This window comes from Microbacterium sp. SL62, assembly GCF_026672635.1.
Taxonomy (GTDB): domain Bacteria; phylum Actinomycetota; class Actinomycetes; order Actinomycetales; family Microbacteriaceae; genus Microbacterium; species Microbacterium testaceum_A.
Window position 1 is genome coordinate 232,956 of the sequence record NZ_JAPPRM010000001.1, and the last position, 25,203, is coordinate 258,158.

The window sequence follows — 25,203 nt, forward strand, 5'->3', positions numbered from 1 at the left end:
CCCGACGGCTTCCCCACTCCCCCTGCACCAAATCCCTCGAAGACGACGAAGAGACCGGCCCCCGCTCCGAGAACGCCGCCGCGGGCTCGCGCGACGACTGAGGCGCGGCGTCCGGAGCGCGGCATCCGGAGGCCGACGACCTGCTAGCGTGCCAGACAGTGACACGGGGTGCCCGCCAGGGCTGAGAACACACCCGTCGAACCTGATCTAGTTCGTACTAGCGAAGGGATGTCGCGAATGGTCGTTCGCACGTCGTCGTCTCCGTCCACCCTCACAACCAGCACCGCCGCAGCAGCCCTCGACGCTCTGCGCGAGGCCGCCCCGCTGACGCAGTGCATCACGAACGCGGTGGTGACGAACTTCACCGCAAACGCACTGCTCGCCCTCGGCGCGGCACCCGCGATGTGCGACATCCCCGGAGAGGCCGGGATGTTCGCCGGAATCTCGGGCGGGGTGCTCGTCAACCTCGGCACCCCCACGAGCGAGCAGAGGGATGCCGCCCGCGAGGCCGTCACCGCGGGAACCCCCTGGGTCCTCGACCCGGTCGCCGTCGGCGCCCTGCCCGTGCGCACCGCCCTCGCACACGAGCTCCTCGAACACCGACCGGCGATCATCCGCGGGAACGCGTCCGAGATCCTCGCCCTCGCGGGAGCCGGCGCTGGCGGCCGCGGGGTCGACGCCACCGACTCCGCCGAAGACGCCCTCGACGCCGCCCGCTCCCTCGCGATCCGCACCGGCGGCACCGTCGCCGTCTCGGGAGAGACCGACCTCATCGTGGATGCCACCCGCACGGCGCGCGTGACCGGCGGCAGCGCCCTGCTGACCACGGTCACCGGCGGCGGCTGCGCGCTCGGGGCCGCGATGGCGAGCCTCCTCGCCGTCGCCCCCGCGTTCGATGCGGCGAGCGCCGCCAGCGCGATCTGGGCCGTGGCCTCGGAGCGGGCGGCATCCCGAACACGAGGGCCGGGGTCGTTCGCGGTGGCGTTCCTCGACGAACTGGCCGCGATCCAGCCCGCCGACCTCGACGGACGCGTCCGCATCGACACCGAGGTCGCACGATGACCGCCGACCTGTCCCTGCACCTCGTCACCGATCACCGCGTGCCGTTCGCGCGCCTGCGCGACCTCGTCGACGAGGCCGTCACCGCGGGCGTGAGCGTGGTGCAACTGCGCGACAAGGTCGCGAGCGGCGCAGAACTGTTCGCCCGCACCCTCGACCTCGCCGACGTCATCGCGGGACGTTGCACGTTCGTCGTCGACGATCGCCTCGACATCGTCCTCGCCGCGCGCGAACGCCTGGGCGCACCGGTCGGTCCCACCGGAAACCGCGCTCGCGTCGACGGCGTCCATCTCGGTCAGAGCGACCTGCCCGTCGACGCGGCGCGCGCACTGCTCGGACCCGACGCCCTCATCGGATGGACGGCGAACACCCCGGCGCACCTCACCGCGGCGAAGGCGCTGCCCACGGACACGGTCGACTATCTCGGCGTCGGCGTCATCCGCGCCACCTCGACGAAACCCGACCACCCGCGACCGCTCGGCATCGACGGGTTCGGCGAGCTCGCGGCATCCACTCCCCTCCCGTGCGTCGCGATCGGGGGGATCGGCCTCGACGACGTCACCGCCCTCCGCCGCGCCGGTGCCGCGGGAGTCGCCGTCGTCTCTCTGGTGAGCGAGGCCGATGACCCGAACGAGATCGTTCGGCACCTGCGCGCGGCGTGGGAGGGCGGAGCGTGATCCCCCGCGTCCTGAGCATCGCCGGCACCGATCCGACCGGCGGGGCGGGCATTCAGGCCGACCTGAAGTCGATCGCCGCGTTCGGCGGCTACGGAATGGCCGCGGTCACGGCCCTGGTCGCCCAGAACACCCGCGGGGTCCGCAGCGTCCACGTACCGCCGACGGCCTTCCTCGAGGAGCAGCTGCGCGCGGTCAGCGACGACGTCGACATCGACGCGGTGAAGATCGGCATGCTCGGCTCGACCGACGTCATCGCCACCGTCGACCAGTGGCTCACCGCCACGCGACCGCCGATCGTCGTCCTCGACCCCGTCATGGTCGCCACCAGCGGTGACCGCCTTCTCGAGGCGGACGCCGAAGACGCCGTGCGCGCACTCTGCCGCCGCGCCGACCTCGTCACCCCCAACCTCCCCGAACTCGCGGTACTGGTGCGCGAACCCGTCGCGATGACATGGGACGCCGCGGTCGCCCAGGCCGAACAGCTCGCCGCAACGGCCGACACCGCGGTCCTCCTCAAGGGCGGGCACCTGGACGGCCGACAGTGCCCGGATGCCATCGTCGACGCCACCGGTGTGCACGAGGTTCCGGGCCGCCGTGTCGACACCCCGCACACCCACGGCACCGGCTGCTCGCTGTCATCGGCCATGGCGACCCTCGCCGCGCACGGCCTGCCCTGGCCCGACGCCCTCACCCGCGCGAAGCGCTGGCTCACGGGAGCCCTGGAGCACGCCGAAGCCCTGCACGTCGGTCGAGGCAACGGCCCCATCGACCACCTGCACGAACTGCGCCCGCACATCGACCTCGGCCGATCGTGGAGCAACGAGCGGTGGGATGCCACCGTCTCCATCCGCGCAGAGGTCGACGAGTGCGGGTTCGTCCGGGGGCTGGCATCCGGAGATCTCGACCGCGACGCCTTCGCCTGGTACCTCGGCCAGGACCTGCTGTACCTGCGCGAGTACGCCCGCGTGCTCGCACGCGCCGCCGCCCTGGCCCCCACGGCCGAAGAACAGCGGTTCTGGGCCGCGGGCTCGGTGGCCTGCCTCGCCGAGGAGGCGACATTGCATCAGTCGCACGTTGACCCGACGGGCCTCGAACCCGCCCCGACGACCTGGGCGTACACCGACCACCTGCACGCCGCCGCAGCCGGCGGGTCGTACGCGGTCCTGGTCGCGGCGATCCTGCCGTGCTACGTGCTCTACACCGACATCGGGGCCCGCTGGAGAGGCACCTTCGGCCCCACCCACCCCTACGCCGACTGGCTCACGGCCTATGGCGACGAGACGTTCGCCGCGTCGTCTGCCGAGGCCGAGAGGATCGCGGATGCCGCCGCGCGGGCGGCATCCCCCGCCACCCGCCGTGAGATGGCGACGGCGTACGACCGATCCATGGCGCTGGAGCTGGCGTTCTTCGACGCGCCCCTGACACGCGCGTGAGGTGCCGGGGGTCTCGCGCACGAGACGTGATCCCCGGCACCTCAGTGACGTCGGCCGAGAGGCTCAGCCGCTCTTGCGACGGAACTCCCGCTTGGTGACCGCCCCGTGCGTTCCCTGCACGGCGGAGTGGCCGTCGAGGTGCGCCTGACCCGAACGGTGCTGACCGTTCTTCTTCTCGAGCGCTTCCTTGAACTTGCGCTTCATGTCGTCGGATGCCGAGGCACCCGCGGTCTCGTCGGTACTCATGCCTCCACCCTAGGCATGTCCGCGGCGGGTGTCGCGAGTCAGACGTGCCGCACGCGCTGCTGCAGACGCGTGCGGATGTCGAACAGCTCGGTGCCGCCGACCTCGCGCCCCCCGGTGATCCCTCTGCGCAAAAGGGTCGTGAGCGCACTGCGCGTGACCAGCGCCACGGGCGTTCCCCGCACTTTGCCGAGCTCGGTGATCGCGTCGAGCACCGCGTCGTCGGGCAGCACGACCATCGCCCCGCTGAAGCGGACACCGGCCGCGCGCGCGATCACGCGAGCGCGCGACACGAGCTCGGTCACGGGGGATCCGATCACGTTGGGGCCGGTGATCTCGCCACGGCGCACCCCGACGGGTCCGCCGAAGTCTTCGCTCAGCAGGGCGTAGAGGCCGCTCGGACCGAGGACGAGGTGATCGAGCTTCTGCTCCGGGTCGCGTCCGTCGCGATCGGCGAACACGTCGTGCCAGACGGTGTAGCCCATGCCCAACTCCGCGACGAGCCGGGCGGTCTCTTCCTCGGCGAGCGCGTCGGCGAGGATGTGGCGGATCTCGGGCGGGGCCGACCGCACGAGAGCGGGGTCATAGGGGTCGGCGATGTCGACGCCGCGCCCCACCCACTCGCGGATGAGTCCGAGATACCGCTCGCGACGCCACCCGCCGGGCTGGCCGTGCGATCGAGCGCGCGGCCGCGTGTCGGCCGGACGGGAGGGAGCGGATGCCGGCACCCCACCGCCCCATTCGCCGGTAGTCGTCCCGCGACCCCGGTCGTAGGCGCTGCGCGCCTCGGGCGTGCCCACGAGCTCCCAGGCACGCTGGACCTGGACGAACAGGGCGGCGTCGCCTCCGGTGTCGGGGTGGGTCTCGCGCAGACGCACGCGGTAGGCGCGGCGCAGACCCTCGTCATCGATGTCGGCCGCGACCCGGAGCACCTCGTATGCCGAGGACGACATGGGACTGTCGAACACGTGCGTTCATCCGTTCTGCCGCGAGGACGCGGCGCCTCTCAGGCTAACCCGCTGCGGCTGTGTGCGGCCCGGACGGCGAGGTCGCGGACGCGACAGCGCTATCGCCACAGCGCCGTCGCCGGAGCGCTGTCACCAGAGCGCGGGCTCCGGCGCATACGCGAAGGCTTCGGCGACGCGCTCGGCAGGGAGGTCCTCGAGGCGCGCAGGCGACCACGACGGCGAGCGATCCTTGTCGACCACCTGGGCGCGGATCCCCTCGACGAGGTCGGGTTGCGTGAACGCGAACCACATGACCAGGCCGTATTCCTGGGCGAGGGCAGCGCGCAGCGAGGGCAGCTCGCGAGCGCGACGCACGGCCTCGAGCGTCACGGCGAGCGCGGTCGGCGCCGACGACGCCAGTAGCTCGGCGGTCTCGCGCGCCTCGGGCTCGGGCCGCGCGCGCAGACGATCCAGGATGCCGGGCACGTCCTCGGCGGCGAAAGCGTCATCGACCCACTCCCGCGCGTCCTCGAGCCGCGACCGTTCCGGGGTCTCGTCGAACAGCAGCACCAGCTCGGTGGGACTCGACGGGTCGGCGCGGTTCTCGAGCGCCTCGTACAGCGCCTCGAGGTGCGCGGTGGGCACCATGTGGTCGGCGAAGCCGGCGTACACCGCGTCCGCGGCATCCATCGTCCCTCCCGTGAGGGCGAGGTATTCGCCGAGACGGCCGGGGGCCCGCCCCAACAGCCACGATCCGCCCACGTCGGGGGTGAAGCCGATGCGGGTCTCGGGCATGGCGAGCTTCGAGCGCTCCGTCACGATGCGGATGGCCGCGTGACCGGCCAAGCCGATCCCTCCGCCCATGCAGACGCCGTCGGCGATCGCGATGACGGGCTTGCGCGAGATCGCGATGCGGTGATCGAGCGCGTACTCCTCACGGAAGAAGGCGTGCACCTCGTCGACCCGACCCGCCGTGACCATCTCGTGCAGCGCCCGCACGTCGCCACCGGCGCAGAAACCGCGCTCCCCCGCCCCGTCGAGGAGCACCACGTCGACGTCGGTGTCGCGCTCCCAGCGATCGAGCGTCACGTGGAGGGCGCGGATCATCTCGAGGTCGAGGGCGTTGATGGCCCGCGGGCGATTCAGCGTCAGACGACCGAGGCCGCCACGGCCTCCGACCAGGACGCTGTCTGCGGCGGTGTCGCCGGCGCTGACGTCTTCGGTTCGCTGTGCGTGCACGGTGCCACGTTACACAGGCGGTTCGCCGCGCCCTCGGCTGTGGATGACTGTGTTTTCGCCCCCGGATCGGGGAAGATGGGAAGAACGCACGCAGAACGAAAGGTGCCGTATGCCCGACGGACAGGTGCTGGAGCTCGCCGGGCTCACCAAACGTTTCGGCTCGATCTCCGCCGTCGACGATCTCTCGGCCCGGATCGAACCCGGACAGGTCACCGGCTTCCTCGGTCCCAACGGCGCCGGCAAGACCACCTCGCTGCGCATGCTGCTGGGCCTCGTCCGCCCCACGTCGGGCACGGCGACGATCGGCGGCAAGCACTTCAGCGAGCTCACCTCTCCGCTGCAGACGGTGGGCGCGGCCCTCGAGGCCTCGAGCTTCCACCCCGGGCGCTCGGCCGCGAACCACCTCAAGGTCTACGCGCGCGCGGCGGGCCTGCAGACCTCCCGCGTCGACGAGGTCCTCGGCCTGGTCGGGCTCGCCGATGTCGCCGGTCGACGGGTCGGCGGCTTCTCGCTCGGCATGCGCCAGCGTCTCGGACTCGCCACGGCGCTCCTCGGCGACCCGGGTGTCGTCGTACTCGACGAGCCCTCCAACGGCCTCGATCCCGAGGGCATCCGGTGGATGCGCTCGCTCCTGCGGCACCTCGCCGAAGAGGGTCGCACGGTCCTCATCTCGTCGCACCTCCTCGCCGAGGTGCAGCAGACGGTCGACGCTCTGCTGATCATCTCGCGCGGCCGCCTGGTGTTCCAGGGCGGCATCGAAGACCTCGCCGACCCCGACGAATACGCCACCGTGGTCGACGCGCCCGATCGCGCGGGCCTGTCGCGCGTGCTCGACGAGCGCGGCATCGAGTACCAGCTGCTCCGTAACGGCTTCACGATCCGCCACCACGATCCCGTCGAGATCGGCGGCCTCGCCGCGGGTGCCGGGATCGCCCTGTCGAACCTGCAGAGCAAGGGCGCGAGCCTCGAGGACATCTTCCTCGAACTGGTCAGCGGGGTGCGCGTGCACGAGAGCGCCGGTGCGGCCGCCCCGGCCGAGCCCGTCCCGGATGCCGAGACGCCGCCGTCCACCACGCACCTCGACGCCTTCCCGGCTCCCACCGGCGCACCGGCCCCCGCGGTGAGCCACGACGCGCTCTCCTCCGACGCACCCGGTCCCGACGAAGCGCGGCCCTCGACCGCCCTCGTCGCGGTCATGGCACCGCCGCGCGCGGTGCGCACCGCGCCCGAGACCCCCGAGGCGGGTCCGCGGCAGTCGTACGCCGTCGCGTCGACCGGGGTGATCGACATCGTCTCACCCGCCGGCCACGACGACCGGGCCGCGGACCGACCCGCCGATCAGCCCCTCGACCAGGAGGTGCCGCGATGAGTCTCGTCGCTGCCACGCGCTCGGAGTACACCAAGCAGTTCACCACCGTCGGCTGGTGGGTGCTCGCGATCGTCCTGGTCGCCTACGTCGGCTTCACCGCCGCCGCCCTCGCGTTCGTGTTCGGCGGCGTCGCCTCCGGCGAGCTGACCGGAGCGAACGGCCCCGCGATGTCGAGCGAGGGTGTTCCGGCCCTCGTCTACAGCTCCGCCACGGCGGTCGGCTACGTTTTCCCGTTGCTCATCGGCACCCTCATGGTCACCACCGAGTTCCGCCACAAGACGCTGACGCCGACCTTCCTCTCGACTCCCCGTCGCGGTGTCGTCCTCGTGGGCAAGTTCATCGTCGGCATCGTGGTCGGCCTGCTCTACGGCATCCTGGGCTCGATCGCCGCGGTCGCCGCCGGGGCGGGCGTGCTGAGCATCTTCGGCATCGACTCGGAGCTCGGGCAATCCGACACCTGGGTCCTCATCGGACGCATGCTGCTGGCCTTCGCCCTCTGGGCCCTCGTCGGCATCGGCGTCGGAACGGTCGTCCGCAACCAGGTCGCGGCGATCGTCATCGTGCTGGCCGTCACGCTGTTCATCGAACCGATCGTCCGCACCGTCGGCGGCCTCGTCGAGGGGTTCGGCGACGTGGTCAAGTGGTTCCCGAGCGCCGCGAGCGACGCGCTGGTGGGACAGACGATCTTCGGCACCATGGGCACCGGGAACAACAGTTCCCTCGAGTGGCGGGCGGGCGGACTCGTGCTGCTCGGGTATGCGGTCGTCTTCCTCGTCATCGGCCTGTTCACCACCTGGCGTCGCGACATCGACTGAGCGCGTCCGCTGCGCGCGGCGTCCGTGCATTTGGTCGCCCCGCTCGGGTCGGTGAGAATCAACCGTGCTCGATGGACCGGTGATCGCCGAGTGGCTCCCCGTCTCGGTAGCGGCCCTCGTGCTGCTGTTGATCGCCGCGGGGGTCGCCGGCTGGGTCGACGCGGTCGTCGGCGGGGGCGGTCTCATCCAGCTTCCCGCGCTCGTCATCGCCGTCCCGAAGGACGTCGCGACCCCGTTCATCCTCGGCACCAACAAGTTGTCGTCGTTCTTCGGGACGCTGTCGGCCAGCTGGGTGTACCTGCGGAAGATCCGTGTGCAGCTCGTCCTGCTGATCCCCCTGGTGGCGGGGGCGTACGCGGGCTCCACGGTCGGCGCGGCGCTCTCGCGATTCGTTCCTCGTGAGGTGCTGACCCCGATCGTCCTCGTCGCGGTGATCGCCGTCGCGCTCTACACGCTGTTCAAGCCGACGATGGGCCTTCACCACGAGCCCCGGCACGACGAGGCGACGGCCATCGCCTGGCGTGCGGCGGCGATCGGTCTCGCGGTCGGGTTCTACGACGGCATCCTGGGTCCGGGCACCGGCTCGTTCTTCGTCATCCTCATCGTGAGCGTGCTGGGATACGGCTTCTTGCAGGCGAGCGTCAACGCCAAGATCGCCAACCTCACCACCAACCTCGCCGCTCTCGCGGTGTACGGGGTGCACGGCGAGATCCTTCTCGTACTGGGGCTCGCGATGGCCGTCATGAACATCACCGGCGGCTTCATCGGCGCTCACATGGCGACGCGACGCGGCAGCGGGTTCGTGCGGATCGTGTTCCTCGTGACGCTGTCGATCCTGATCGTGAAGCTCGCGTGGGACACCGTGGTGCAGTTCACGTCGTAGACGGCGCTGGTCAGCTCACGATGTCGGCGACGTTCTCGGGCTCGGATGCCACGTCGAGGCGCAGCGCCTTGAGCAGGGCGACCCCGTGCTTCGTCGTCAGCACCAGGCGCTCGAACTCCTCGTGACCGGAGAGGTCGATCACGACGCTCGGTTTGCGACCGCGGATGATGACGAAGTCGTTGCCTCCGGCGGACTTCCAGGTGCCCGCTCCAACGGCGACGGGGAGGTTGATACCGGGATTCGGCACCCCCCGGATCCACGTCCACGCGTCGTCGGTGAGCTGCACCCGTTCGATGTGCTCACGGGGGACGACGATGTTGCTCTTGCGGAAGGACAGCGCACGCTCGGTCGGCGAGAGCACGACCTCGAGCTGCGTCGAATCGAGCAGCAGGGTCACCATGTGTTCCATCCTGCCAGCGTCGGGCGGGGCGAACGGGCCTCTCACCTCACAGGACCGCAACGATCAGCAGCCGTCCACCGTCACGGCCCGGATGTCGAAGCCGCGGGATAGCCTGGACCAATGAGCACGGGCAGCGTTGCGCCGCGAGTCGCACCGGCCCGAGGCGCGTCGATCGACGATCTCCTGACCGCGATCGCGGCGGGGCACCGCCCCGACGTCGACGAGACCGAAGCACTCCTGCACGCTCCGCTCCCCGCGCTCTTCCGCGTGGCGTCGGCGCTGCGCGACGAAGGGCTCGAGCACGCCGGCCGGCCCCGTGTCATCACGTATTCGCGCAAGGTCTTCGTGCCGCTCACGACCCTCTGCCGCGATCGCTGCCACTACTGCGTGTTCGTCGACACCCCCGGCCAGCTCGCCCTGCTGCGAAAGCCCGCGTACATGAGCCCCGAGCAGGTGCTCACGGTCGTGCGCCAGGGTCAGGCGATGGGCTGCAAAGAGGCGCTGCTGACCCTCGGCGACCGCCCCGAAGAGCGCTGGCCCGAGGCCCGCGCGTGGCTCGACGAGCACGGCTTCGCCTCGACCATCGACTACGTCGCGCACATCGCCCGGCTCATCACCGCCGAGACCGGCATGCTCGTGCACGCCAACCCCGGCGTCATGCACCCCGACGAGCTCGCCGCGCTGCGCCCCGTCTCCCCCTCGATGGGCATGATGCTCGAGACCACCTCGCGCCGCCTCTACGAGGAGCCCGGCCAGGTGCACTTCGGCTCGCCCGACAAAGACCCCGCACTTCGGCTGAAGGTCATCGACGACGCCGGGGCTGCCGGCATCCCGTTCACGACCGGCATCCTCGTCGGTATCGGCGAGACCGTGCGCGACCGCGCCGAATCACTGGTGGCCCTCCGCGAGATCGACGATCGCCACGGCCACGTGCAAGAGGTCATCGTGCAGAACTTCCGCGCGAAGCCCCGCACGGCGATGCAGGGCGCTCCGGATGCCGACATGCACGACTACCTCGCCGCGGTCGCCGTCGCACGACTCGTGTTCGGCGCCGACATGCGCATCCAGGTGCCGCCGAACCTCTCCGACCCACGCGAACTGGGGCTGCTCATCGAAGCGGGCATCGACGACTGGGGCGGGGTCTCGCCCCTGACAGCCGACCACGTCAACCCCGAGCGTCCGTGGCCGCAGATCGACGACCTCGCCGCCCAGACCGCGGCGCAGGGACACGTCCTCCGCGAGCGCCTGACCGCGCACCCCGAGTACGTGGGCGACGCCGAGCGCTGGATCGACCCCGCTCTGCACGCTCCTGTTCGGGCATTGGCGGATGCCACGGGACTCGCGGCCGACGTGAAGCCCGCGGCGGCACCGGCCTCGGTGGTGACGCCCGGCGCACGTGCCGTCGACCCCGGAGTGAAGCGTCTGGCCGAGCGGGCGGCATCCGCCCCTCTCGACCTCGGCGACGACGACTGGGTCCGACTGCTTCGCACCACCGGTGCCGAGCTCGACGAGCTCACCGCCGCCGCCGACGACGCACGCCGCTACACCGTCGGCGAGCCCGTCACCCTCGTGCAGAACCGCAACCTCACCTCGACCGGGTTCCGCCGTGCGGGTCGGGCGAGCGCGGGAGAGTTCGACCTCGACGACGCCACCGAGATCGCCGCGGATGCCGCCGCGCTCGGCGCGACCGAGATCTGCATCCAGGGGGCGCTGCGGCCCGACGAAGACCCCTCGGGCTACCTCGACCTCTTGCGGGCGGTGAAGCGCGGGGCTCCCGGCATCCACGTGCACGCGTACCGACCGCTCGACGTGCACGACCTCGCCGACCGCGGCGGATTCGGACTGGACGGCGCACTCGCGGCGATGCGCGACGCGGGTGTCGACACCGTGCCCGGCACGGGCGCGAAGCTCCTCAGTGAGCGCGTGCGCGCCCTCGTCGCCCCCGGAGACCTCGAGATCGATCGCTGGGTCGAGGGCATCACCGCGGCGCATCGCGCGGGCTTCCGCTCGACCTCCGTGCTGTTCTACGGGCACGTCGAGACCGCCGCGGAGCGCATCGCGCACCTGCGACGCCTGCGCGAGATCCAGGCCGAGACCCGCGGCTTCGCGGAGTTCGTGCCGATCCCCCTTCCCGGCGGAGACGTGGCCCTGGTCGAGGGTCGCAGCCCGATCGACGAGCATCGCGCGATGGTCGCCGTGTCGCGCCTCGCGCTGTCGGGGAGCATCTCGCACGTGCAGATCCCGTGGACCCGGGTCGGACGCGAGGCCGCGGCCGTGCTGCTGCGCTCGGGCGGCGACGACCTCGGCGGCACGCTCTACGACGGTCGGGTGCTGCCCGACACCGGCATCGAGCAGGGCCTCGAGCTGCCGGTCGCTGCCGCCGAGCGCATCGCGCGGAGCCTCATGCGGCCGTTCCGACTGCGGACCACCGACTACCGGGTCGCACCCCGACCCGGCGACGGGCACCCCGCATGAGGATCATCGACACCGTCGTGGTCGGGGCGGGCTTCGCGGGCCTCGCGATGGTCGGAGCCTTGCGGCGAGCCGGCCGCGATGACGTGATCGTGCTCGAACGCGCGGCCGACGTCGGCGGAACGTGGCGCGACAACACCTACCCCGGAGTCGCGTGCGACGTGCCCGCGCATCTCTACAGCCTCGCCGCGCACCCCAACGCGGGCTGGTCGCGCACCTTCGCCCCGGGCGGCGAGATCCAGGACTACCTCCGCGACGTCGCCGCCCGCGAAGAGCTCGGCGACAAGCTGCGGCTGCGCACCCCGATGCTGGGCGCCGCGTGGGACGCCGAGACGTCGGTGTGGCGCATCGACACCGGCGCCGAAGAGCTCGTCGCCCGCTCGCTCGTGCTCGCGTGCGGTCGCCTGACCGAGCCGTTCGTCCCCTCGATCCCCGGGCTGGAGTCGTTCGCGGGGCCGCTGTTCCACTCCGCGCGGTGGAACCACGACGTCGACCTCACCGGTAAGAGGGTGGCCGTCGTGGGCACCGGGGCGAGCGCCGTGCAGCTCGTGCCCGAGCTCGCGCGTCTCGCCGCCCACGTGACGCTCTTCCAGCGCACCCCGGCGTGGATCGTGCCCCGCGGCGGCGGTGACATCCCCGTCTCCGAGCGCGAACGTCTCGCCGACAGCCCCGGTGCCCTCGCGCGCCTGCGGGCGGAGCTCTACGCCGAGGGCGAGCAGCGTTTCGCCTCCCGTTCGGGTGACACCGTGGCATCCGCCGCCGCCCGCGATGCCGCCCTCGCCCACCTGCACGCACAGGTCACGGATCCCGCTCTGCGCGCCGCGCTCACCCCCGACTACGCCTTCGGCTGCAAGCGCGTGCTGCTCTCCGACGCGTTCTACCCGGCGGTGGCGTCGGATGCCGTGACCCTCGAACCCACGGAGCTCGCCACGGTCGACGGCTCGACCCTGACCGCCGCGAGCGGCGAGCGGTACGAGGCCGACGTGCTCGTGCTCGCGACCGGCTTCGCCGCGGCCGAGCAGCCGTACGCCGACCTCGTGCGCGGTGACGACGAGACCCTCGCCGAGCACTGGTCCGAGGGCATGACCTCGTTCGGGTCGACGGTCGTCGCCGGCTTCCCCAACCTCTTCGTGCTCAACGGCCCCAACGCGAGCCTCGGCCACAACTCCGCCGTGCTCATGGCCGAAGAGCAGTCCGCGTACGTGGTGCGCGCCCTCGCCGAACGCGACCGCCGCCCCGAGCGGGTGCTGCGCGTGCGCCCCGAGGCCGAGGCCGCCTATACCGACGAGATCGACGCCGCTGCGGCATCCACCCCCTGGATGACCGGCGGATGCCGCAACTGGTACGTCGATTCCCGCTCGGGCCGGCTCACCCTGCTGTGGCCGGGCACCGTGCAAGCGTTCCGCGAGCGCCTCACCGGCGCCGACGGGTCGGAGTTCGAACCCGCGCACAGCCCCGTGCGCAGCTGACACTGGAGGAGTCACAGATGAGCGTTCCCCTGAGATTCGGCTACAAGGCCTCGAGCGAGCAGTTCGGGCCGAACGAGCTGCTCGATTTCGGCGTGCTGGCCGAGGAGGTCGGCTTCGACTCGGTCTTCCTCTCCGACCACCTGCAGCCCTGGATGCACGACGGCGGCCACGCCCCCAACGCCCTCCCCTGGCTCGGCGCCCTGGGCGCGCGCACCGAACGCGTGATCATCGGCACGAGCGTGCTCACCCCGACCTTCCGCTACCACCCGGGCGTCATCGCGCAGGTGTTCGCGACGCTCGGTGTGATGTACCCGGGCCGCGTCGTGCTGGGCGTCGGCACCGGCGAGGCGCTCAACGAGGTGACCCTGGGCCTCGAGTGGCCCGAGCCGCCCGAGCGCTTCCAGCGCCTCAAAGAAGCCATCACGATCATCAACGAGCTGTGGGCCGGCGAGCGCGTCACCTACGAGGGCACCTACTACTCGGTGAAGGATGCCACCATCTACGACCGCCCCGAGCAGAAGGTGCCGATCTATATCGGTGCCTCCGGTCCTGCTGCGACGCGCCTGGCCGGCCGGATCGCCGAGGGCTACATCACGACGAGCGGCAAGGACACCGAGCTCTACACCGAGAAGCTCCTTCCCGCCCTCGACGACGGGCTGTCGAAGGCCGGCCGTTCGCGCGACGACGTCGACACGCTCATGGAGGTGAAGGTGTCGTACCACCCCGACCACGACACCGCGATGGAGAAGACCCGCTTCTGGGCTCCGCTCGCGCTCACCGCCGAAGAGAAGATGAGCGTGCACGACCCGATCGAGATGCAGCGCCTCGCGAACGAGCTGCCGATCGAGCGCGCGGCCTCGCGCTTCATCGTCTCGACCGACCCCGACGAGCACGTGGAGCGCATCGCGCAGTACGTCGACCTCGGCTTCCGCCACCTCGTCTTCCACGACCCCGGGCACGACCAGGAGGAATTCCTGCGCATGTACGGCGACGAGATCCTCCCGCGCCTGCGCAAGCGGTTCGCCTGAGGCGCAGGGGTGGCAGGGCCTGCACGTTTCGCGGCACCCCGCCACCCCCGCACGGGAATGTCGGATGCCCGGCACACAATGGAGGCGATGAGCATTCCTGACGCCTCCGGCTGGACGATCGTCGTGCCGGTCAAGCCCGCCGCGGTCGGCAAGACCCGACTCACCGACGTCGGCACCGACCGCGAGGCCCTCGCGCGCGCGATCGCACTCGACACCATCGCTGCGGCGGCCGCCGCCGATCTGGTGTCGCGCGTCATCGTCGTGACCGACGACGAGGGTGTCCGCTCCGAGTTCCGTCGCTCGCGCACCGTCGACGTCGTGCCCGAGGGCGACACCCGCGGGCTCGACGCCGCCATCGCCCTCGGCGCCGAGGCGGCCGGTGTGGGCGCCCCGCGCGCCGCGCTGTTGGGCGACGTCCCGGCCCTGCGCCCCGCCGATCTCGACGCCGCGCTCGAACTCGCGGCATCCGTCGAACGAGGCCTGGTCCCGGATGCCGAGGGCACCGGCTCCACGCTCATCACCGCCCGCGCCGGGGCGGTGTGGGTCTCGGCCTTCGGCCCCGACTCCGCCGCGCGACACCGCCTGCTCGGCTGCACCGACCTCGCCGTCGAGCGCGACTCGACGCTCCACCGCGACGTCGACACCGCGGCCCAGCTGTCCGAGGCCGTGGCGCTGGGCGTGGGTCCGCGGACGTCCGCGGTGCTGGCGGCGGCTGCGGCCTGACCGGGCCGGCGCTTCAGGCCTCGAGCGCCGCCTTCGCGATCGCGGCGGACGTCGCCTCGTCGCGCATCCAGAGCGGAGCGACGACGGTGCGCATGCCCGCGGCCTCGACCTCGGATGCCGACGCCGCATCCTCTTCGGCGAGCAACCACGCGTCGAGCACGCCGCCAGCCGACCGCGCGCCGTAGTGCCGGGCCACGGCCGCGGCGGCGGTCTCGACCCCGATCGCGGTCAGGCACACGTCGGCCATGCCCCGCACGACCCGCCCGCCGATGATCGGCGAGACGCCGACGACCTTCGCCGACGTCTGCCGCACGGCATCCCGGATACCGGGAACCGCCAGGATCGGACCGATCGACACGACGGGGTTCGACGGTGCGATCAGCACCACATCGGCCCCCGCGATCGCCTCGGCGACGCCCGGGGCGGGCACGGCATCCGCGATCCCGGGGTTCTCGAAGGCGCGGGGCGTGAGCTTCGCGCGGTGGCGGGTCCACCACTCCTGGAAGTGCAGGCGTCCGCCGTCCTCGAGCAGTACGTGGGTGTCGACCTCGCTGTCGGTCATGGGGAGCATCCGGATGCCGAGCGGCCACCGCTGCGCCATGCGTGCGAGCACCTGGGTCGGGGTGAGTCCCTCCCGCAGCCACCCCGTGCGGGCGAGGTGCGTGCCGAGGTCGAGGTCGCCGAGGGTGAACCACGGCCAGCCCGCGCCCCACGCCTGGAGTTCTTCGTTGACGCGCTCGGTGTCGCCGGCCCGACCCCAGCCGCGCTCGGTGTCGTTCACCCCCGCGAGGGCGTACGTGATCGAATCGACGTCGGGCTGCAGCCGCACGCCCGAGAGCCACAGGTCGTCGCCGGTGTTGACGACGACCGTGGCCTCGGGAGCGCTCAGCCGGCGAAGAGCGGCACGGACGCCGAGAGTGAATCTCGACCCCCCGACTCCACCGGCGAGAACCACGACACGAGGCTGGGGAGGACGCATCTGTTCAGTCTTTCACCCGAGGGGCGGATGAGATTGTTCACATGTTGCTCCTCGCTCATGAGGAGAACGACTACGCTCGCGGGGGTGGCAGACCTCTTCTCTTCGCGCGAAGCCGAGGCGGCCATCGCCCGCATCGAGCAGCAGGTTGCCGAGGCGCAGGTGCGCGCCGCACAAGCGCAACAGGTACAGACCGACATCGACGCCGTCCGCGCGTCGGCGACGTCGCCGCGTCGGGATGTCACCGTGACGGTAGATGCCGCGGGTCGGCTGGCCGGCATCCGCCTCGCCGACGCGGCGTACGACCTGCGCACCGACGCGTTGGAGCAGTTGATCGTGGAGACGGCCGGGCGGGCCCAACGTCTCGCCGGCGAGCAGGCGTTGGAGATCTCGCGCGCCGCTTTCGGTGCGGACTCGCCGATCGTCGAGCGGCTCGCGGGAGAGATCGATCGCGAGCCGCCGTCCGCAGCGCCCGCCGGGTTCCGGGTCTGACTCCGATGGCCGATCGCATCGCCATCGACGCCGAACTGATCGGCTCGCACGCGTCTCGGCTGGGAGCCGTGGCATCCGATATCTCCGTCGCCCGCGACGCGGGGTCCTCGGGCGGGCTGAACGCGGAAGCCTTCGGCGTTCTCTGCTCGTTCCTCGTTCCACCCGCCACGATGGTCGCGGACGCCGCACGATCGATGATCCGCGCCGCCGAAGACATGGTGCGCCGCTCAGCAACCGAGATCGTCGGGGTGGGAAGCGACATGGAGGCTTACGAGCAGAAGGTGCTCGAGACCGTCCGGGCGCTGGAGGCGGGCCTGTGAGCAACGCCCTGATCGCCGGCCCTATCGACACCGCGACGCCGTTCAGCGGGGCGGGTCTGCTCGATTCCGGGAGTCAACTCGTCGCGGCGATCGAGTCGGGCAACTGGGTCGAGGGCGGGCTTGCAGCGTTCGGAGCGGTGGCCGACACCGTCGCCGCGGTCATGGACCCTCTCGGCTCGCTGATCGCCGCGGGCCTGGGCTGGCTGATCGATCACTTCGAGCCCATCAAGGGCTGGTTCAACGACCTGACCGGCGAGGCAGGAGCGGTCGCCGGTTTCGCGCAGACGTGGACCAACGTCCAGAACCAGCTCGATGCTTCCGCCGACTACCTCGAGCGCGTCATCACCGACCTCGACGACATGGCCGGCGAGGCCATCGAGGCATATCGCCGGTTCCAGGCCGATGCTGCCGCCCACATCCGCGCCTCCGCGTCGTGGGCCGGAGCCATGTCGACCGGCCTGCAGATCGCGTCGACCATCGTGCAGGTCGTGCACGACCTCGTGCGCGACATCCTGTCGCAGCTCGTGGGCTCGGCGATCTCATGGGCCACGCAGGCCGTGGTCACCGTCGGCATCGCGACCCCCTGGATCATCGCGCAGGTGTCGTCGCGCGTAGCGAGCTGGACCGCGAAGATCAGCTCCAAGCTCACCGGCCTGCTGCGCTCCTGCGGCAAGCTAGGGGATCTGCTGAGGGAGCTGTGGGCGCTGATGGTCAAGGGTGCGAGGCTGCTAGGGAGTGTTCCTCGGCGTGCGCCCGGCGGTGGCCTTCGGAGTCCCCAGAACGGAGACCTACCCGAAGCGCCTCATCGTTTGTCGGGAGGCGATGACTCTCCACACGCGTTCGCAGTCGTGCCACCCAGGTCTCAGGAAGCCCCGCACGTGGAGGACGATGCACGGCCTCGCCCCGCCGACGGGCATGGTGACGACGGCGGTGCTGTCAAACGAAGTGACATGTCCGAGGACGGACCAGGCGGATCCTCCGACGAGACGCAATCATTGTCGTCGAAGTGGGGATACGACATCACCGACCCACAACAGGTACGTCAAGCATCCGTCCACAACGGAGACGCACCGACAGCGATGCTCGGAAAGTGGGATCGTGACCACCCCGAACTTCGCTACACGACCAAAGCCGAAGAAGGTGGGCATGCATACTTCTCGATAGATGCGTGGGAGGACATTCAAAAAGCTCAGGGCCTGGACAACAATGGGATGTTCGAGGCATACAACGTCCCGTTCCTTGAGGACCAAGCCGCCGCCCATAAGGACTTTTATTTCTCTCACGAACCAATACGTGACGGGACGTCTCTGGCTAAAGAGATCGAATGGCTGGAGAGTCACGGCTACGAATATGACAGAAACTCGATGACGGCCATCTACACGGGATACTGAGCAAATGACGAATCTTGAAGCCTCCAAGACGATGTCCCGCCTTCTCCGCTCACGTTGGGGACGTGGTGCTCGCATGCGGGAGTTGGACAGCAGTGTTGGCTCTGCTTCCGTCGTCATCTACGACGCCGCCAAGGTTTCCTTAGCTCCAGCGGAGGGAGACATCACCGTCGCCTCCCGATCGGCCATCCCCCTGCTCCCCGTTCCCGAGACTGAGCTCACTGTGCGATCAGCCGCAGTCGTATCCGTGCTCGCACACGTGGATTCGGAAGTGCGCGCAAGCCTTCCCGCGAGGTTTCTACAGGCATTCGACGCGTGGTCTACCGCCGGCGAGGAAATTCCCCCTCCTCCCCACACTCCGCGGGCACCCGGCCCGGCTGTAACTCACGAAGAGATCGAGCGCCACATCGTCGACTTCTGGAAGTCGGACATCTCACAAGTTCACTCGTCAGGCCGTACCCGCTCTCGGACCCTCGCGAGGATCTACGGGAAGATCGACATCAGCATCTCGACCGAGTCGGCTCATGGAGAGTTGATCGGGGGAATCTTTATCGCGGATGGATACGCCGTCTCGGTCTTCGGTAAGTGGCTGAGCGCGGACCACTCGGACACGATCGGACTGTTGCAAGTGTGCACGCTCATCGATCAATGGGCACGTCTGCGTCTGGACCTACCGCCGCGGCATGCGAGTCAGGAGAACCACGGTCCGGCTGTCGAGGGGGTGGTCGGCCCCTGAGGGGCGGACCACTTCCGCCTCGACCGGGGATACTTGGCGGCATGCTTCGGGACGTGGCTGATGGGCGATCATTCAGATAAGACGGGCCTGTTTCGCGTCTGCGAGTTCATTGTCAAGCGGGCTCGGCTACGCGTCGACCTCTCAGAACGGCAATAGAACCCTGCTTGGGATGGAGAACCCCTCATGAGCGAAGGTGGCGAACTTGCGCCGGGCCTGTCACCGGAGGAGCAGCAACGGTCTATCGATAGAATTCGAGAGCTAATCCGTCGCAAAGAGGGTGGCGAGTTCAATCTCAGGCCGGGGGTGCCAGACAAAGCGGAGAGCATGCTCCCCGGCATCCGAACCGTCAGTCCCGCATCCGGACCGGGCGTGCGTTATCGCCTGGAAGCGAAATCAGATCGAGTCGCTGCACGGGGAGAGCTTTCAGCACATCAGCCACTACGCCTCGACTGAGAACGAGGTGCTCTTCCGTCCGGGCACTCACTTCGAGGTTCTGTCTCGTCAGGAGATCGACGGCAGAATCCAGATCTGCATGCGGGAGGTTCCGTGAACGAGTTCGATGGAATAGCTCCGGAGCTCTCCCCCCGAAGATCAGGCCAAGGCGCGAGCTGCCAGGAGAATCTCCGCCGCCGGCACGATCCAAAACTCTATCGAGGTCGCCCGGCGATTCCGGAAAAGGCGGACAGCATGCTCCCTGGAATCTCCGTGGTGCGCCCTGCCCCTGGTCCGGCCGAACCGTTAGAGGCGGACGACCAGACGAAGAGTCCAAAGATGGTTGACGCCGCAGACGCAGCGCTCAGATTCCTCCGCGCCCTCAAGCGCCTTCCGACCTACACCGGCATCGTTTTCCACGGACTACCTACTGGTTCTGGATTATCGTCGGCCCGGTGGACGCACGGGGTCACCGCGACCAGCAATGACCCGCACATCGCGACGGAAAACTTCTGGACGCTCGCGGTCGCGGCGATCGTCAGCCGCACCGGCCGCGACATCGCTGCGTTCTCCGCCCACCCCGCCGAGCAAGAAATCCTGCTATCGCCCGAAGTCGTTCTGCTCGAGGTCGCCCGCACGGCTCTGCCTGACGGACGGCCGGTTGTCATCGTGGAACAGCTCGCCGAGTCCGATCCGTCCGCGTCGCTCCCCCCGACGCTTGACGAGCTCGTCTCTCACGTGCAACAGCTGCTGAGGGCGTCACTCGAATCTCCCCCGGCGCCCGTCACGACGCCCGGGGAGTTCGTCGAGCCCCTCTTCTTCCTCGATGATGCGTGAGCGGGAGCTGGGCCTGACAGAACGGGAACGCCCCTGGCCAACGGCGCAGTGAACGTCTTGGAAGCGGCCCTCACGCGAGGACAAGAGGGGTCGCTCAGCATGCAGACCCGAGAGCCACAGGTCGTCGCCAGTGTTGACGACGACGGTCGCCTCCGTCGCACCGAGTCGGCGCAGCGCGGCGCGAACGCCGAGGGTGAATCCCCCCCCCCCCCCCCCCGACTCCACCGGCGAGAACCAAGACACGAGGCTGGGGAGGACGCATCTGCTGAGTCCTTCACCCGATGTGGAGTGCTCACCGTCGGTGAGACGCCTCACCCCGACGGCGCCAGCACGGACGGCGCGAAAATGAAAATTCTCACATCTTTGACCCAGGTCATGGGCTCGGGGACTACCATCACCCGAGTGACAGACCTCTTCTCCTCTCGTGAAGCCGAGGCGGCCATCGCTCGGATCGAGCAGCAGGTGGCCGAAGCGCAGGTTCGGGCAGCTCAAGCGCAGCAGGTGCAGGCGGACATCGACGCGGTTCGCGCGTCGGCGACTTCTCCGCGCCGCGAGGTCACGGTGACCGTCGATGCGGCGGGACGGCTGGCCGGTATCCGCCTCGCCGACGCCGCGTACGAACTGCGTCCTGACGCGTTGGAGCAGCTGATCGTCGAGACCGCGGGGCGCGCTCAGGTGCTGGCGGGTGAGCAGGCGTTGGAGATCACGCGGGTCGCGTTCGGCGCTGATTCACCGATCGTCGGTCACCTCGCGGGTGAGCTCGATCGTGAGCCGCCGTCGCAGCCCATGGGTTTCCGGGTCTGACGCGCATGGCCGACCGTATCGCCGTCGACTCCGAACTGATCGGCTCGCACGCCTCGCGGCTGAGCGCCGTGGCATCCGACATCTCCGTCGCCCGTGACGCCGGGTCATCGGGCGGGTTGAACGCCGAGGCGTTCGGGGTGTTGTGTTCGTTCCTGGTGCCTCCCGCGACGATGGTGGCCGACGCCGCCCGGTCGCTCATCGGCGCCGCCGAAGACATGGTGCGCCGCTCCGCGACCGAGATCGTGGGTGTCGGAAGCGATATGGACGCGTACGAGCAGAAGGTCCTCGAATCGATCCGTGCGTTGGAGACGGGTCTGTGAGCAACGCGCTCATCGCGGGTCCCGTCGACACGGCGACCCCGTTCAGCGGGGCGGGGCTTCTGGACTCGGGGACGCAGCTCGCCCATGCGATCGAGTCCGGCAACTGGGTCGAAGGCGGCCTTGCGGCCTTCAGCACGGTCGTCGACACCGTCGCCACCGCCATCGATCCCCTCGGGTCGCTCATCGCCGCCGGCCTCGGCTGGCTGATCGATCACTTCGAGCCCATCAAAGGCTGGTTCAACGACTTGACCGGAGACGCCGGCGCCGTCGCCGGGTTCTCCCAGACCTGGACCAACGTCCAAAACCAGCTCAACAGCTCCGCCGACTACCTCGACCGCGTCGTCAGCGACCTCGACGACATGGCCGGCGAAGCCATCGACGCCTACCGACGCTTCCAAACCGACGCCGCCGCCCACATCCGCGCCTCAGGCCAATGGGCCGGCGCCATGGCCACCGGCCTGCAGATCGCCTCGACCATCGTCCAGGTCGTTCACGACCTCGTCCGCGACATCCTCTCCCAGCTCGTCGGATCCGCCATCTCGTGGGCCACCGAAGCCGTCGTCACCGTCGGCATCGCCACCCCCTGGATCATCTCCCAGGTCTCCTCCCGCGTCGCCAGCTGGACCGCCAAGATCAGCGGCAAGCTCACCGGCCTGCTGCGCTCGTGCGGCAAGCTCGGCGACCTTCTCAACGAGCTTCGGGCGCTGATGAGCAAGGGCGCTGGACTGCTCGGAAGCGTGCCGCGGCGCGCACCCCACGGCACCCCTCGCGCCGACGCGCCTTCCGCGCACCCTCATGAGCCGACCACCCCGCTTCCAGATCCACCTCCGGTCGCCCGGAACCCGTCGGATCACCTCGGGCCCTCGGAGGTGACGGATGCCACCCCAGGGCATTCGAACATCCCCGACTCCTACCAGCGATTCGGCGATCTTTCCGAGTCAGAATTCGTTGATAAATACTGGAACCCCGACAGCGTCAACTACGACAAATCGACCGGCGGATGGCGCTATCCACCGGACGATGGCTTCGACCTATCGGCGGGGAAGACTCCGAAAGAAGTGAACCTCCCCGAGGGGTACGTCATGGATCGCTACGGCGAGCCCTACGGTCGGTACACCTCGCCCGCCGGTACACCGTTCCCAGAGCGCGCGATTCCGCCCGACTCGGTGGGGCAGCCCTACTTCCAATACCGGGTGACCAAACCCTTCGACGAAGAATCCGGGATGCCGCGCGCGGGCCAAATCGCGCCTTGGTTCGAACAACCCGGTGGGGGCGTCCAGTACCACCTTCCCAAGCCTGTTCAATGGCTTGAGGAACACGGGTACCTCACGAAAGTCGAGAATTGAGCATGCAAGACCTGACCTTCGAGCAGCTGTGTGGTGTGCTCCGTGAGGAGTTCGGCTCCGCTCGCGTCTCGAGTCCCCAGCACCCGCGGGTGGGCGACGGCGATCCCGTGACAGGCGACCTCATCCTTCGCGAGGACGGGCCGTCCGTGTTCGTCGTGGGTGCGCAAGATCGAGGACAGTGGTCGGAACTCGCGCGATTCCCCTCCGAATCCGAGGCGTGCGCTTTCATCCTCGATCAGGTGCGAAAGAATCACCGTCCAGGGGTTCACCTGACTCCTGCGGAGAAGGCAGAATCCGAACGCATCACTCGCGACTTCGACGAAGAGTTGCGGCGCACTCTGGGACTCTGACGGAGGCGCTGGAATCGACGCGAGAGGCGAGCTCTCGTATCGGCTCCCTCTCGTGTCGGCTAAGCCACCCAGCGGATCGAGGAGACTTCTGATGTCCTCAGTGCTCGAGACAGCAATCGCCCGAGCGCGATCGGACCAGCTCACCATGCAGTCGGTGCTCTGGACGTTCGCGGCGAGCACGCTCTACGTTCCGAGCGGAGCGGATCCGGGAGAGACGTTCACGGACTTTCAGCCCGTGCTGTTCCCGAAAGACGACCACTCGATGATGGCTGTCTTCACATCCCCTCAGGAGGCCGGGCGCGTCGCCCACCTTGCACCGTTCGTCGTCGCCATGTCGGGGAGCCAGCTCTTGCTGCAGTCCCCGGCCACGCAGGGCCTCGTCGTCAACCCCGGTTCGAATCTCGGGTTCGATATCGAGCCGGCGGGGATTGCGAAGTTCCGAACCGAACTGGTGCCGTGAACGAGCGGGACGGAATGGCACCGGGTCTGACACCCGAAGAGCAAGATAAGACGATGCAGAATCTCAAGCGGATGATGCGCCGGCAGGCCTCCGGGCAATGCCGCGATCGACCCGCGATCCCTGGGAAGGCGGAGTCTATGCTCCCCGGGATTTCTAGGGTGAGGAGCGCTGATGGGGATCCCGAACCCTTCCCGGATAGCTTCTTCGACGACGCCGAGCCGTCGGACGGTGGTGACCGCGCACGTCGACGCGAATCTGCGGAGCGTTCTGGGACGGTGACAACGGAGGATTCCGACGAAATAGCTCCTGGGCTGTCCGCTGAAGATCGAGCGAAATCTCAAGCCGCCATGGACAATCTGCGCCGTCGCCAGGCGGAAGGCGACTACAGGAGTCGACCGAGCATTCCGGAAAAAGCCGACAGCATGCTCCCGGGTATCGTCGTCACGCGACGGGCGCCCGGCCCCGCCGAACCCGCCAGAGCGAGGGACGTGGATGACGAGCATCTGCAGTCACGCATCCGGGAGAGAGTCGGACCCGAGACCGTCCCCTACATCGTCTCGATGGTGCGCGACGGACGCCCCATTCCCACGGTTCTCTGCCTCGTGCAGCACCCCGATGGCACGGTGACTGTCACACGTGGCGACCTCCGAACCATCGCACGCCCTGTCCTGGATGCAACCGGCCAGGAGATGCGATTCGCGGATGAGCGAGAGGCGTGCGCCTGGGCGTGGTCGGACCTGGAGCCGGGACTGGGCGAAACGTCCTCCTCCTCCGCCGCGGACGAACGGGAGGCGCTGGCGAGCGGTGACCGACAGCGTGCGCGGATGGAGCAGCGACTTCGCGAGTGGAAGTCCGCCGACGAAGGGACGGCGAGTTGAGGTTGCCCACACGCATGGCCAGGCAGTCATGATGCGCCCGTTCTTCTCCCACGGACGTGACCCCGTGGAGTCGAGACCCCTCGGGTGCCCCGCGTGCCTCGACCTGGCGATGCGCGAGGCTCAGCCCACCTTCCTCGTCGCGACGTCTCCGGACGATTTCCTCTACCGCTGCGACTACTGCCAGACCTGGTGGACCGGCAACAGCAGGTTCAACAACCCCGCTACGGCCGTTGACGCGCAGGCGCGTTTCCCCGAGCAGCGAATAACGTCCTCGCCGGCGGTCGACGATGCGCAGCTGAGTGAGGCGATCGTGCTCTTCACCGGTTGGGGCGCAACGCCGGAACCGGTCGACGACGTCACCCGTGTGGAGGCTCGATTCCCAACGGAGTTTCCGGCCCTCGAGCCGGTCCTGGCCGCTTTCGTCCGTGGGTCCGCGTCGCTCGTGTTCCACGAGGTCGCGCCCGCCGACGATGGGCTTCTCGGTCGCGTCCGAGCGCGTCTGGGGCTGATCATGCCCCGCCTTTCCGACGACGCGCTGGACGCTCTCACGTGGCGCTGGCCCTTCGTGGTGCCGCAAACATCCCCGTTCTAGACCTCTCGCAAGGACCCATGACCCTCGACACCGCCCTCACCGCCTACATCTGGGCCGACGGCTCCGCCGTCCCCGGCCGGCATCCCGAGTCCGTCCCCGATCCAGCCCTGCGCACGCGCGTCGAGGGCCTGATCGAACGAATGGATGCCATCACCCCCGGCGACGACGCGACAGACCTGGCTGCGTGGGCTGACCGCACCGTCCGCGCGCTCGTTGCAGAGCGCGATGACGTGGGCGAAGCCGGCATCCGGGCCCTTTCCGCTCTCCTCAGCTGGACGTGGCGCTGATCTCAGACGTGACCACGCGGGCACGGCTGCCACGTCGCGCGACGGCGCCGAGGTGCCATCGACGTCGGCCACCACGCCACGAGTCTCGAGAACAGCGGCGAGAAGGTGGACGGCGCGGGGCGTGCGGGGAGCATGACTCCAGCCTTCCGGCCGCACCTGCCCCGCGCATCATCGCAAAGGACCAAACGTATCCATCGCGAGGATGATGGCCGACGCCGCCGAGGGGCT

General features: G+C 69.5%; 28 protein-coding genes and 1 riboswitch. Of the genes, 23 read left to right on the forward strand and 5 right to left on the reverse strand.

Annotated features, from left to right (window positions below):
• Positions 1-154 precede the first annotated feature (154 nt).
• Positions 155-246: riboswitch (TPP riboswitch) on the forward strand.
• The 3 genes from thiM (at position 238) to OVA26_RS00970 (ending at position 3,169) form a co-directional block, all read left to right on the forward strand.
• On the forward strand, positions 238-1,062 hold the full coding sequence (thiM, locus tag OVA26_RS00960; RefSeq protein ID WP_268102559.1) for a hydroxyethylthiazole kinase: 825 nt from the start codon (positions 238-240) through the stop codon (positions 1,060-1,062). Its footprint overlaps the riboswitch before it by 9 nt.
• Positions 1,059-1,736: a thiamine phosphate synthase gene (locus tag OVA26_RS00965; protein ID WP_268102561.1), complete on the forward strand. Its 678-nt coding sequence runs from the start codon at positions 1,059-1,061 to the stop codon at positions 1,734-1,736. Before thiM ends, OVA26_RS00965 begins: the two co-directional genes overlap by 4 nt.
• Entirely contained in the window at positions 1,733-3,169 is a 1,437-nt protein-coding gene (locus OVA26_RS00970) for a bifunctional hydroxymethylpyrimidine kinase/phosphomethylpyrimidine kinase (RefSeq protein WP_268102563.1), read from the forward strand. The genes OVA26_RS00965 and OVA26_RS00970 overlap by 4 nt, the downstream gene beginning before the upstream one ends.
• Before the next feature lie 63 nt (positions 3,170-3,232).
• On the opposite strand, the gene OVA26_RS00975 is transcribed toward OVA26_RS00970, so the two are convergent.
• From OVA26_RS00975 to OVA26_RS00985, 3 genes are all read right to left on the reverse strand, one after another.
• A complete protein-coding gene (locus tag OVA26_RS00975) occupies positions 3,233-3,415 on the reverse strand; it encodes a DUF5302 domain-containing protein (RefSeq protein ID WP_056224573.1) in 183 nt (60 codons plus the stop codon).
• Positions 3,416-3,453: 38 nt separating this feature from the next.
• Entirely contained in the window at positions 3,454-4,380 is a 927-nt protein-coding gene (locus OVA26_RS00980; RefSeq protein WP_268102564.1) for a DnaJ domain-containing protein, read from the reverse strand.
• A 129-nt stretch (positions 4,381-4,509) separates the two neighbouring features.
• The gene (locus OVA26_RS00985) at positions 4,510-5,598 is read right to left on the reverse strand and encodes an enoyl-CoA hydratase/isomerase family protein (RefSeq protein WP_268102565.1); all 1,089 of its coding nucleotides are present in this window, start codon (positions 5,596-5,598) and stop codon (positions 4,510-4,512) included.
• Positions 5,599-5,707: 109 nt separating this feature from the next.
• Here OVA26_RS00985 and OVA26_RS00990 point away from each other — a divergent pair, with 109 nt between their 5' ends.
• From OVA26_RS00990 to OVA26_RS01000, 3 genes are all read left to right on the forward strand, one after another.
• On the forward strand, positions 5,708-6,967 hold the full coding sequence (locus tag OVA26_RS00990) for an ABC transporter ATP-binding protein (RefSeq protein WP_268102566.1): 1,260 nt from the start codon (positions 5,708-5,710) through the stop codon (positions 6,965-6,967).
• Complete coding sequence (locus OVA26_RS00995; RefSeq protein WP_268102567.1) at positions 6,964-7,782, forward strand: ABC transporter permease subunit; 819 nt, start codon at positions 6,964-6,966, stop codon at positions 7,780-7,782. The genes OVA26_RS00990 and OVA26_RS00995 overlap by 4 nt, the downstream gene beginning before the upstream one ends.
• 64 nt (positions 7,783-7,846) lie before the next feature.
• Complete coding sequence (locus OVA26_RS01000; protein WP_268102568.1) at positions 7,847-8,665, forward strand: sulfite exporter TauE/SafE family protein; 819 nt, start codon at positions 7,847-7,849, stop codon at positions 8,663-8,665.
• A gap of 10 nt (positions 8,666-8,675) precedes the next feature.
• Here OVA26_RS01000 and OVA26_RS01005 read toward each other — a convergent pair whose 3' ends face one another.
• Positions 8,676-9,074, reverse strand: coding sequence for a hypothetical protein (locus OVA26_RS01005; RefSeq protein ID WP_268102569.1), 399 nt, complete (start codon positions 9,072-9,074; stop codon positions 8,676-8,678).
• 111 nt (positions 9,075-9,185) lie between these two features.
• Between OVA26_RS01005 and cofG the strand changes: the two genes are divergently transcribed.
• The 4 genes from cofG to cofC all read left to right on the forward strand — a co-directional run bounded on the left by cofG (position 9,186) and on the right by cofC (position 14,757).
• Complete coding sequence (cofG, locus tag OVA26_RS01010) at positions 9,186-11,540, forward strand: 7,8-didemethyl-8-hydroxy-5-deazariboflavin synthase CofG (protein WP_268102570.1); 2,355 nt, start codon at positions 9,186-9,188, stop codon at positions 11,538-11,540.
• A complete protein-coding gene (locus tag OVA26_RS01015; RefSeq protein WP_268102571.1) occupies positions 11,537-13,006 on the forward strand; it encodes a flavin-containing monooxygenase in 1,470 nt (489 codons plus the stop codon). The genes cofG and OVA26_RS01015 overlap by 4 nt, the downstream gene beginning before the upstream one ends.
• 17 nt (positions 13,007-13,023) lie before the next feature.
• Positions 13,024-14,034 (forward strand): glucose-6-phosphate dehydrogenase (coenzyme-F420), encoded by a 1,011-nt coding sequence (gene fgd, locus OVA26_RS01020; RefSeq protein WP_268102572.1) that lies wholly within the window; start codon positions 13,024-13,026, stop codon positions 14,032-14,034.
• A gap of 87 nt (positions 14,035-14,121) precedes the next feature.
• Positions 14,122-14,757 carry a 2-phospho-L-lactate guanylyltransferase gene (gene cofC, locus OVA26_RS01025; RefSeq protein WP_268102573.1) on the forward strand — a complete coding sequence of 212 codons (636 nt, stop codon included), beginning with the start codon at positions 14,122-14,124 and terminating at the stop codon, positions 14,755-14,757.
• Positions 14,758-14,770: 13 nt separating this feature from the next.
• On the opposite strand, the gene cofD is transcribed toward cofC, so the two are convergent.
• Positions 14,771-15,736: a 2-phospho-L-lactate transferase gene (cofD, locus tag OVA26_RS01030; protein ID WP_268102574.1), complete on the reverse strand. Its 966-nt coding sequence runs from the start codon at positions 15,734-15,736 to the stop codon at positions 14,771-14,773.
• 84 nt (positions 15,737-15,820) lie between these two features.
• On the opposite strand from cofD, the gene OVA26_RS01035 reads away from it, so the two are divergent.
• The 13 genes from OVA26_RS01035 (at position 15,821) to OVA26_RS01095 (ending at position 24,975) form a co-directional block, all read left to right on the forward strand.
• The gene (locus OVA26_RS01035) at positions 15,821-16,225 is read left to right on the forward strand and encodes a YbaB/EbfC family nucleoid-associated protein (protein ID WP_268102575.1); all 405 of its coding nucleotides are present in this window, start codon (positions 15,821-15,823) and stop codon (positions 16,223-16,225) included.
• 5 nt (positions 16,226-16,230) lie between these two features.
• Entirely contained in the window at positions 16,231-16,545 is a 315-nt protein-coding gene (locus tag OVA26_RS01040) for a hypothetical protein (protein ID WP_268102576.1), read from the forward strand.
• Positions 16,542-17,936: a hypothetical protein gene (locus tag OVA26_RS01045; protein WP_268102577.1), complete on the forward strand. Its 1,395-nt coding sequence runs from the start codon at positions 16,542-16,544 to the stop codon at positions 17,934-17,936. Before OVA26_RS01040 ends, OVA26_RS01045 begins: the two co-directional genes overlap by 4 nt.
• A 73-nt stretch (positions 17,937-18,009) precedes the next feature.
• Complete coding sequence (locus OVA26_RS01050) at positions 18,010-18,669, forward strand: hypothetical protein (protein WP_268102578.1); 660 nt, start codon at positions 18,010-18,012, stop codon at positions 18,667-18,669.
• 771 nt (positions 18,670-19,440) lie between these two features.
• Complete coding sequence (locus tag OVA26_RS01055) at positions 19,441-19,938, forward strand: hypothetical protein (protein WP_268102579.1); 498 nt, start codon at positions 19,441-19,443, stop codon at positions 19,936-19,938.
• 288 nt (positions 19,939-20,226) lie between these two features.
• Positions 20,227-20,742, forward strand: a complete 516-nt coding sequence (locus OVA26_RS01060; protein WP_268102580.1) for a YbaB/EbfC family nucleoid-associated protein — start codon at positions 20,227-20,229, stop codon at positions 20,740-20,742.
• A 5-nt stretch (positions 20,743-20,747) separates the two neighbouring features.
• On the forward strand, positions 20,748-21,062 hold the full coding sequence (locus OVA26_RS01065; RefSeq protein ID WP_056224595.1) for a hypothetical protein: 315 nt from the start codon (positions 20,748-20,750) through the stop codon (positions 21,060-21,062).
• Positions 21,059-22,408, forward strand: a complete 1,350-nt coding sequence (locus OVA26_RS01070) for a TNT domain-containing protein (protein ID WP_268102581.1) — start codon at positions 21,059-21,061, stop codon at positions 22,406-22,408. Before OVA26_RS01065 ends, OVA26_RS01070 begins: the two co-directional genes overlap by 4 nt.
• Before the next feature lie 2 nt (positions 22,409-22,410).
• Positions 22,411-22,758, forward strand: coding sequence for a hypothetical protein (locus OVA26_RS01075; protein WP_268102582.1), 348 nt, complete (start codon positions 22,411-22,413; stop codon positions 22,756-22,758).
• Between the two features lie 91 nt (positions 22,759-22,849).
• Positions 22,850-23,218 (forward strand): SseB family protein, encoded by a 369-nt coding sequence (locus OVA26_RS01080; protein WP_268102583.1) that lies wholly within the window; start codon positions 22,850-22,852, stop codon positions 23,216-23,218.
• Positions 23,215-24,096: a hypothetical protein gene (locus tag OVA26_RS01085; RefSeq protein ID WP_268102584.1), complete on the forward strand. Its 882-nt coding sequence runs from the start codon at positions 23,215-23,217 to the stop codon at positions 24,094-24,096. Before OVA26_RS01080 ends, OVA26_RS01085 begins: the two co-directional genes overlap by 4 nt.
• A 64-nt stretch (positions 24,097-24,160) precedes the next feature.
• Positions 24,161-24,688 (forward strand): hypothetical protein, encoded by a 528-nt coding sequence (locus tag OVA26_RS01090; RefSeq protein ID WP_268102585.1) that lies wholly within the window; start codon positions 24,161-24,163, stop codon positions 24,686-24,688.
• A 17-nt stretch (positions 24,689-24,705) separates the two neighbouring features.
• Positions 24,706-24,975: a hypothetical protein gene (locus OVA26_RS01095; RefSeq protein ID WP_268102586.1), complete on the forward strand. Its 270-nt coding sequence runs from the start codon at positions 24,706-24,708 to the stop codon at positions 24,973-24,975.
• Positions 24,976-25,203 lie beyond the last annotated feature (228 nt).

Excerpts from the sequence above, each read along its gene's own strand:
- thiM (WP_268102559.1), top strand. The coding sequence starts at position 238 with ATGGTCGTTCGCACGTCGTCGTCTCCGTCCACCCTCACAACCAGCACC.
- OVA26_RS00965 (WP_268102561.1), top strand. The coding sequence starts at position 1,059 with ATGACCGCCGACCTGTCCCTGCACCTCGTCACCGATCACCGCGTGCCG.
- OVA26_RS00975 (WP_056224573.1), bottom strand. The coding sequence starts at position 3,415 with ATGAGTACCGACGAGACCGCGGGTGCCTCGGCATCCGACGACATGAAG.
- OVA26_RS00990 (WP_268102566.1), top strand. The coding sequence starts at position 5,708 with ATGCCCGACGGACAGGTGCTGGAGCTCGCCGGGCTCACCAAACGTTTC.
- OVA26_RS00995 (WP_268102567.1), top strand. The coding sequence starts at position 6,964 with ATGAGTCTCGTCGCTGCCACGCGCTCGGAGTACACCAAGCAGTTCACC.
- OVA26_RS01005 (WP_268102569.1), bottom strand. The coding sequence starts at position 9,074 with ATGGAACACATGGTGACCCTGCTGCTCGATTCGACGCAGCTCGAGGTC.
- cofG (WP_268102570.1), top strand. The coding sequence starts at position 9,186 with ATGAGCACGGGCAGCGTTGCGCCGCGAGTCGCACCGGCCCGAGGCGCG.
- OVA26_RS01015 (WP_268102571.1), top strand. The coding sequence starts at position 11,537 with ATGAGGATCATCGACACCGTCGTGGTCGGGGCGGGCTTCGCGGGCCTC.
- fgd (WP_268102572.1), top strand. The coding sequence starts at position 13,024 with ATGAGCGTTCCCCTGAGATTCGGCTACAAGGCCTCGAGCGAGCAGTTC.
- cofC (WP_268102573.1), top strand. The coding sequence starts at position 14,122 with ATGAGCATTCCTGACGCCTCCGGCTGGACGATCGTCGTGCCGGTCAAG.
- cofD (WP_268102574.1), bottom strand. The coding sequence starts at position 15,736 with ATGCGTCCTCCCCAGCCTCGTGTCGTGGTTCTCGCCGGTGGAGTCGGG.
- OVA26_RS01040 (WP_268102576.1), top strand. The coding sequence starts at position 16,231 with ATGGCCGATCGCATCGCCATCGACGCCGAACTGATCGGCTCGCACGCG.
- OVA26_RS01050 (WP_268102578.1), top strand. The coding sequence starts at position 18,010 with ATGCGGGAGTTGGACAGCAGTGTTGGCTCTGCTTCCGTCGTCATCTAC.
- OVA26_RS01055 (WP_268102579.1), top strand. The coding sequence starts at position 19,441 with ATGGTTGACGCCGCAGACGCAGCGCTCAGATTCCTCCGCGCCCTCAAG.
- OVA26_RS01065 (WP_056224595.1), top strand. The coding sequence starts at position 20,748 with ATGGCCGACCGTATCGCCGTCGACTCCGAACTGATCGGCTCGCACGCC.
- OVA26_RS01075 (WP_268102582.1), top strand. The coding sequence starts at position 22,411 with ATGCAAGACCTGACCTTCGAGCAGCTGTGTGGTGTGCTCCGTGAGGAG.
- OVA26_RS01080 (WP_268102583.1), top strand. The coding sequence starts at position 22,850 with ATGTCCTCAGTGCTCGAGACAGCAATCGCCCGAGCGCGATCGGACCAG.
- OVA26_RS01095 (WP_268102586.1), top strand. The coding sequence starts at position 24,706 with ATGACCCTCGACACCGCCCTCACCGCCTACATCTGGGCCGACGGCTCC.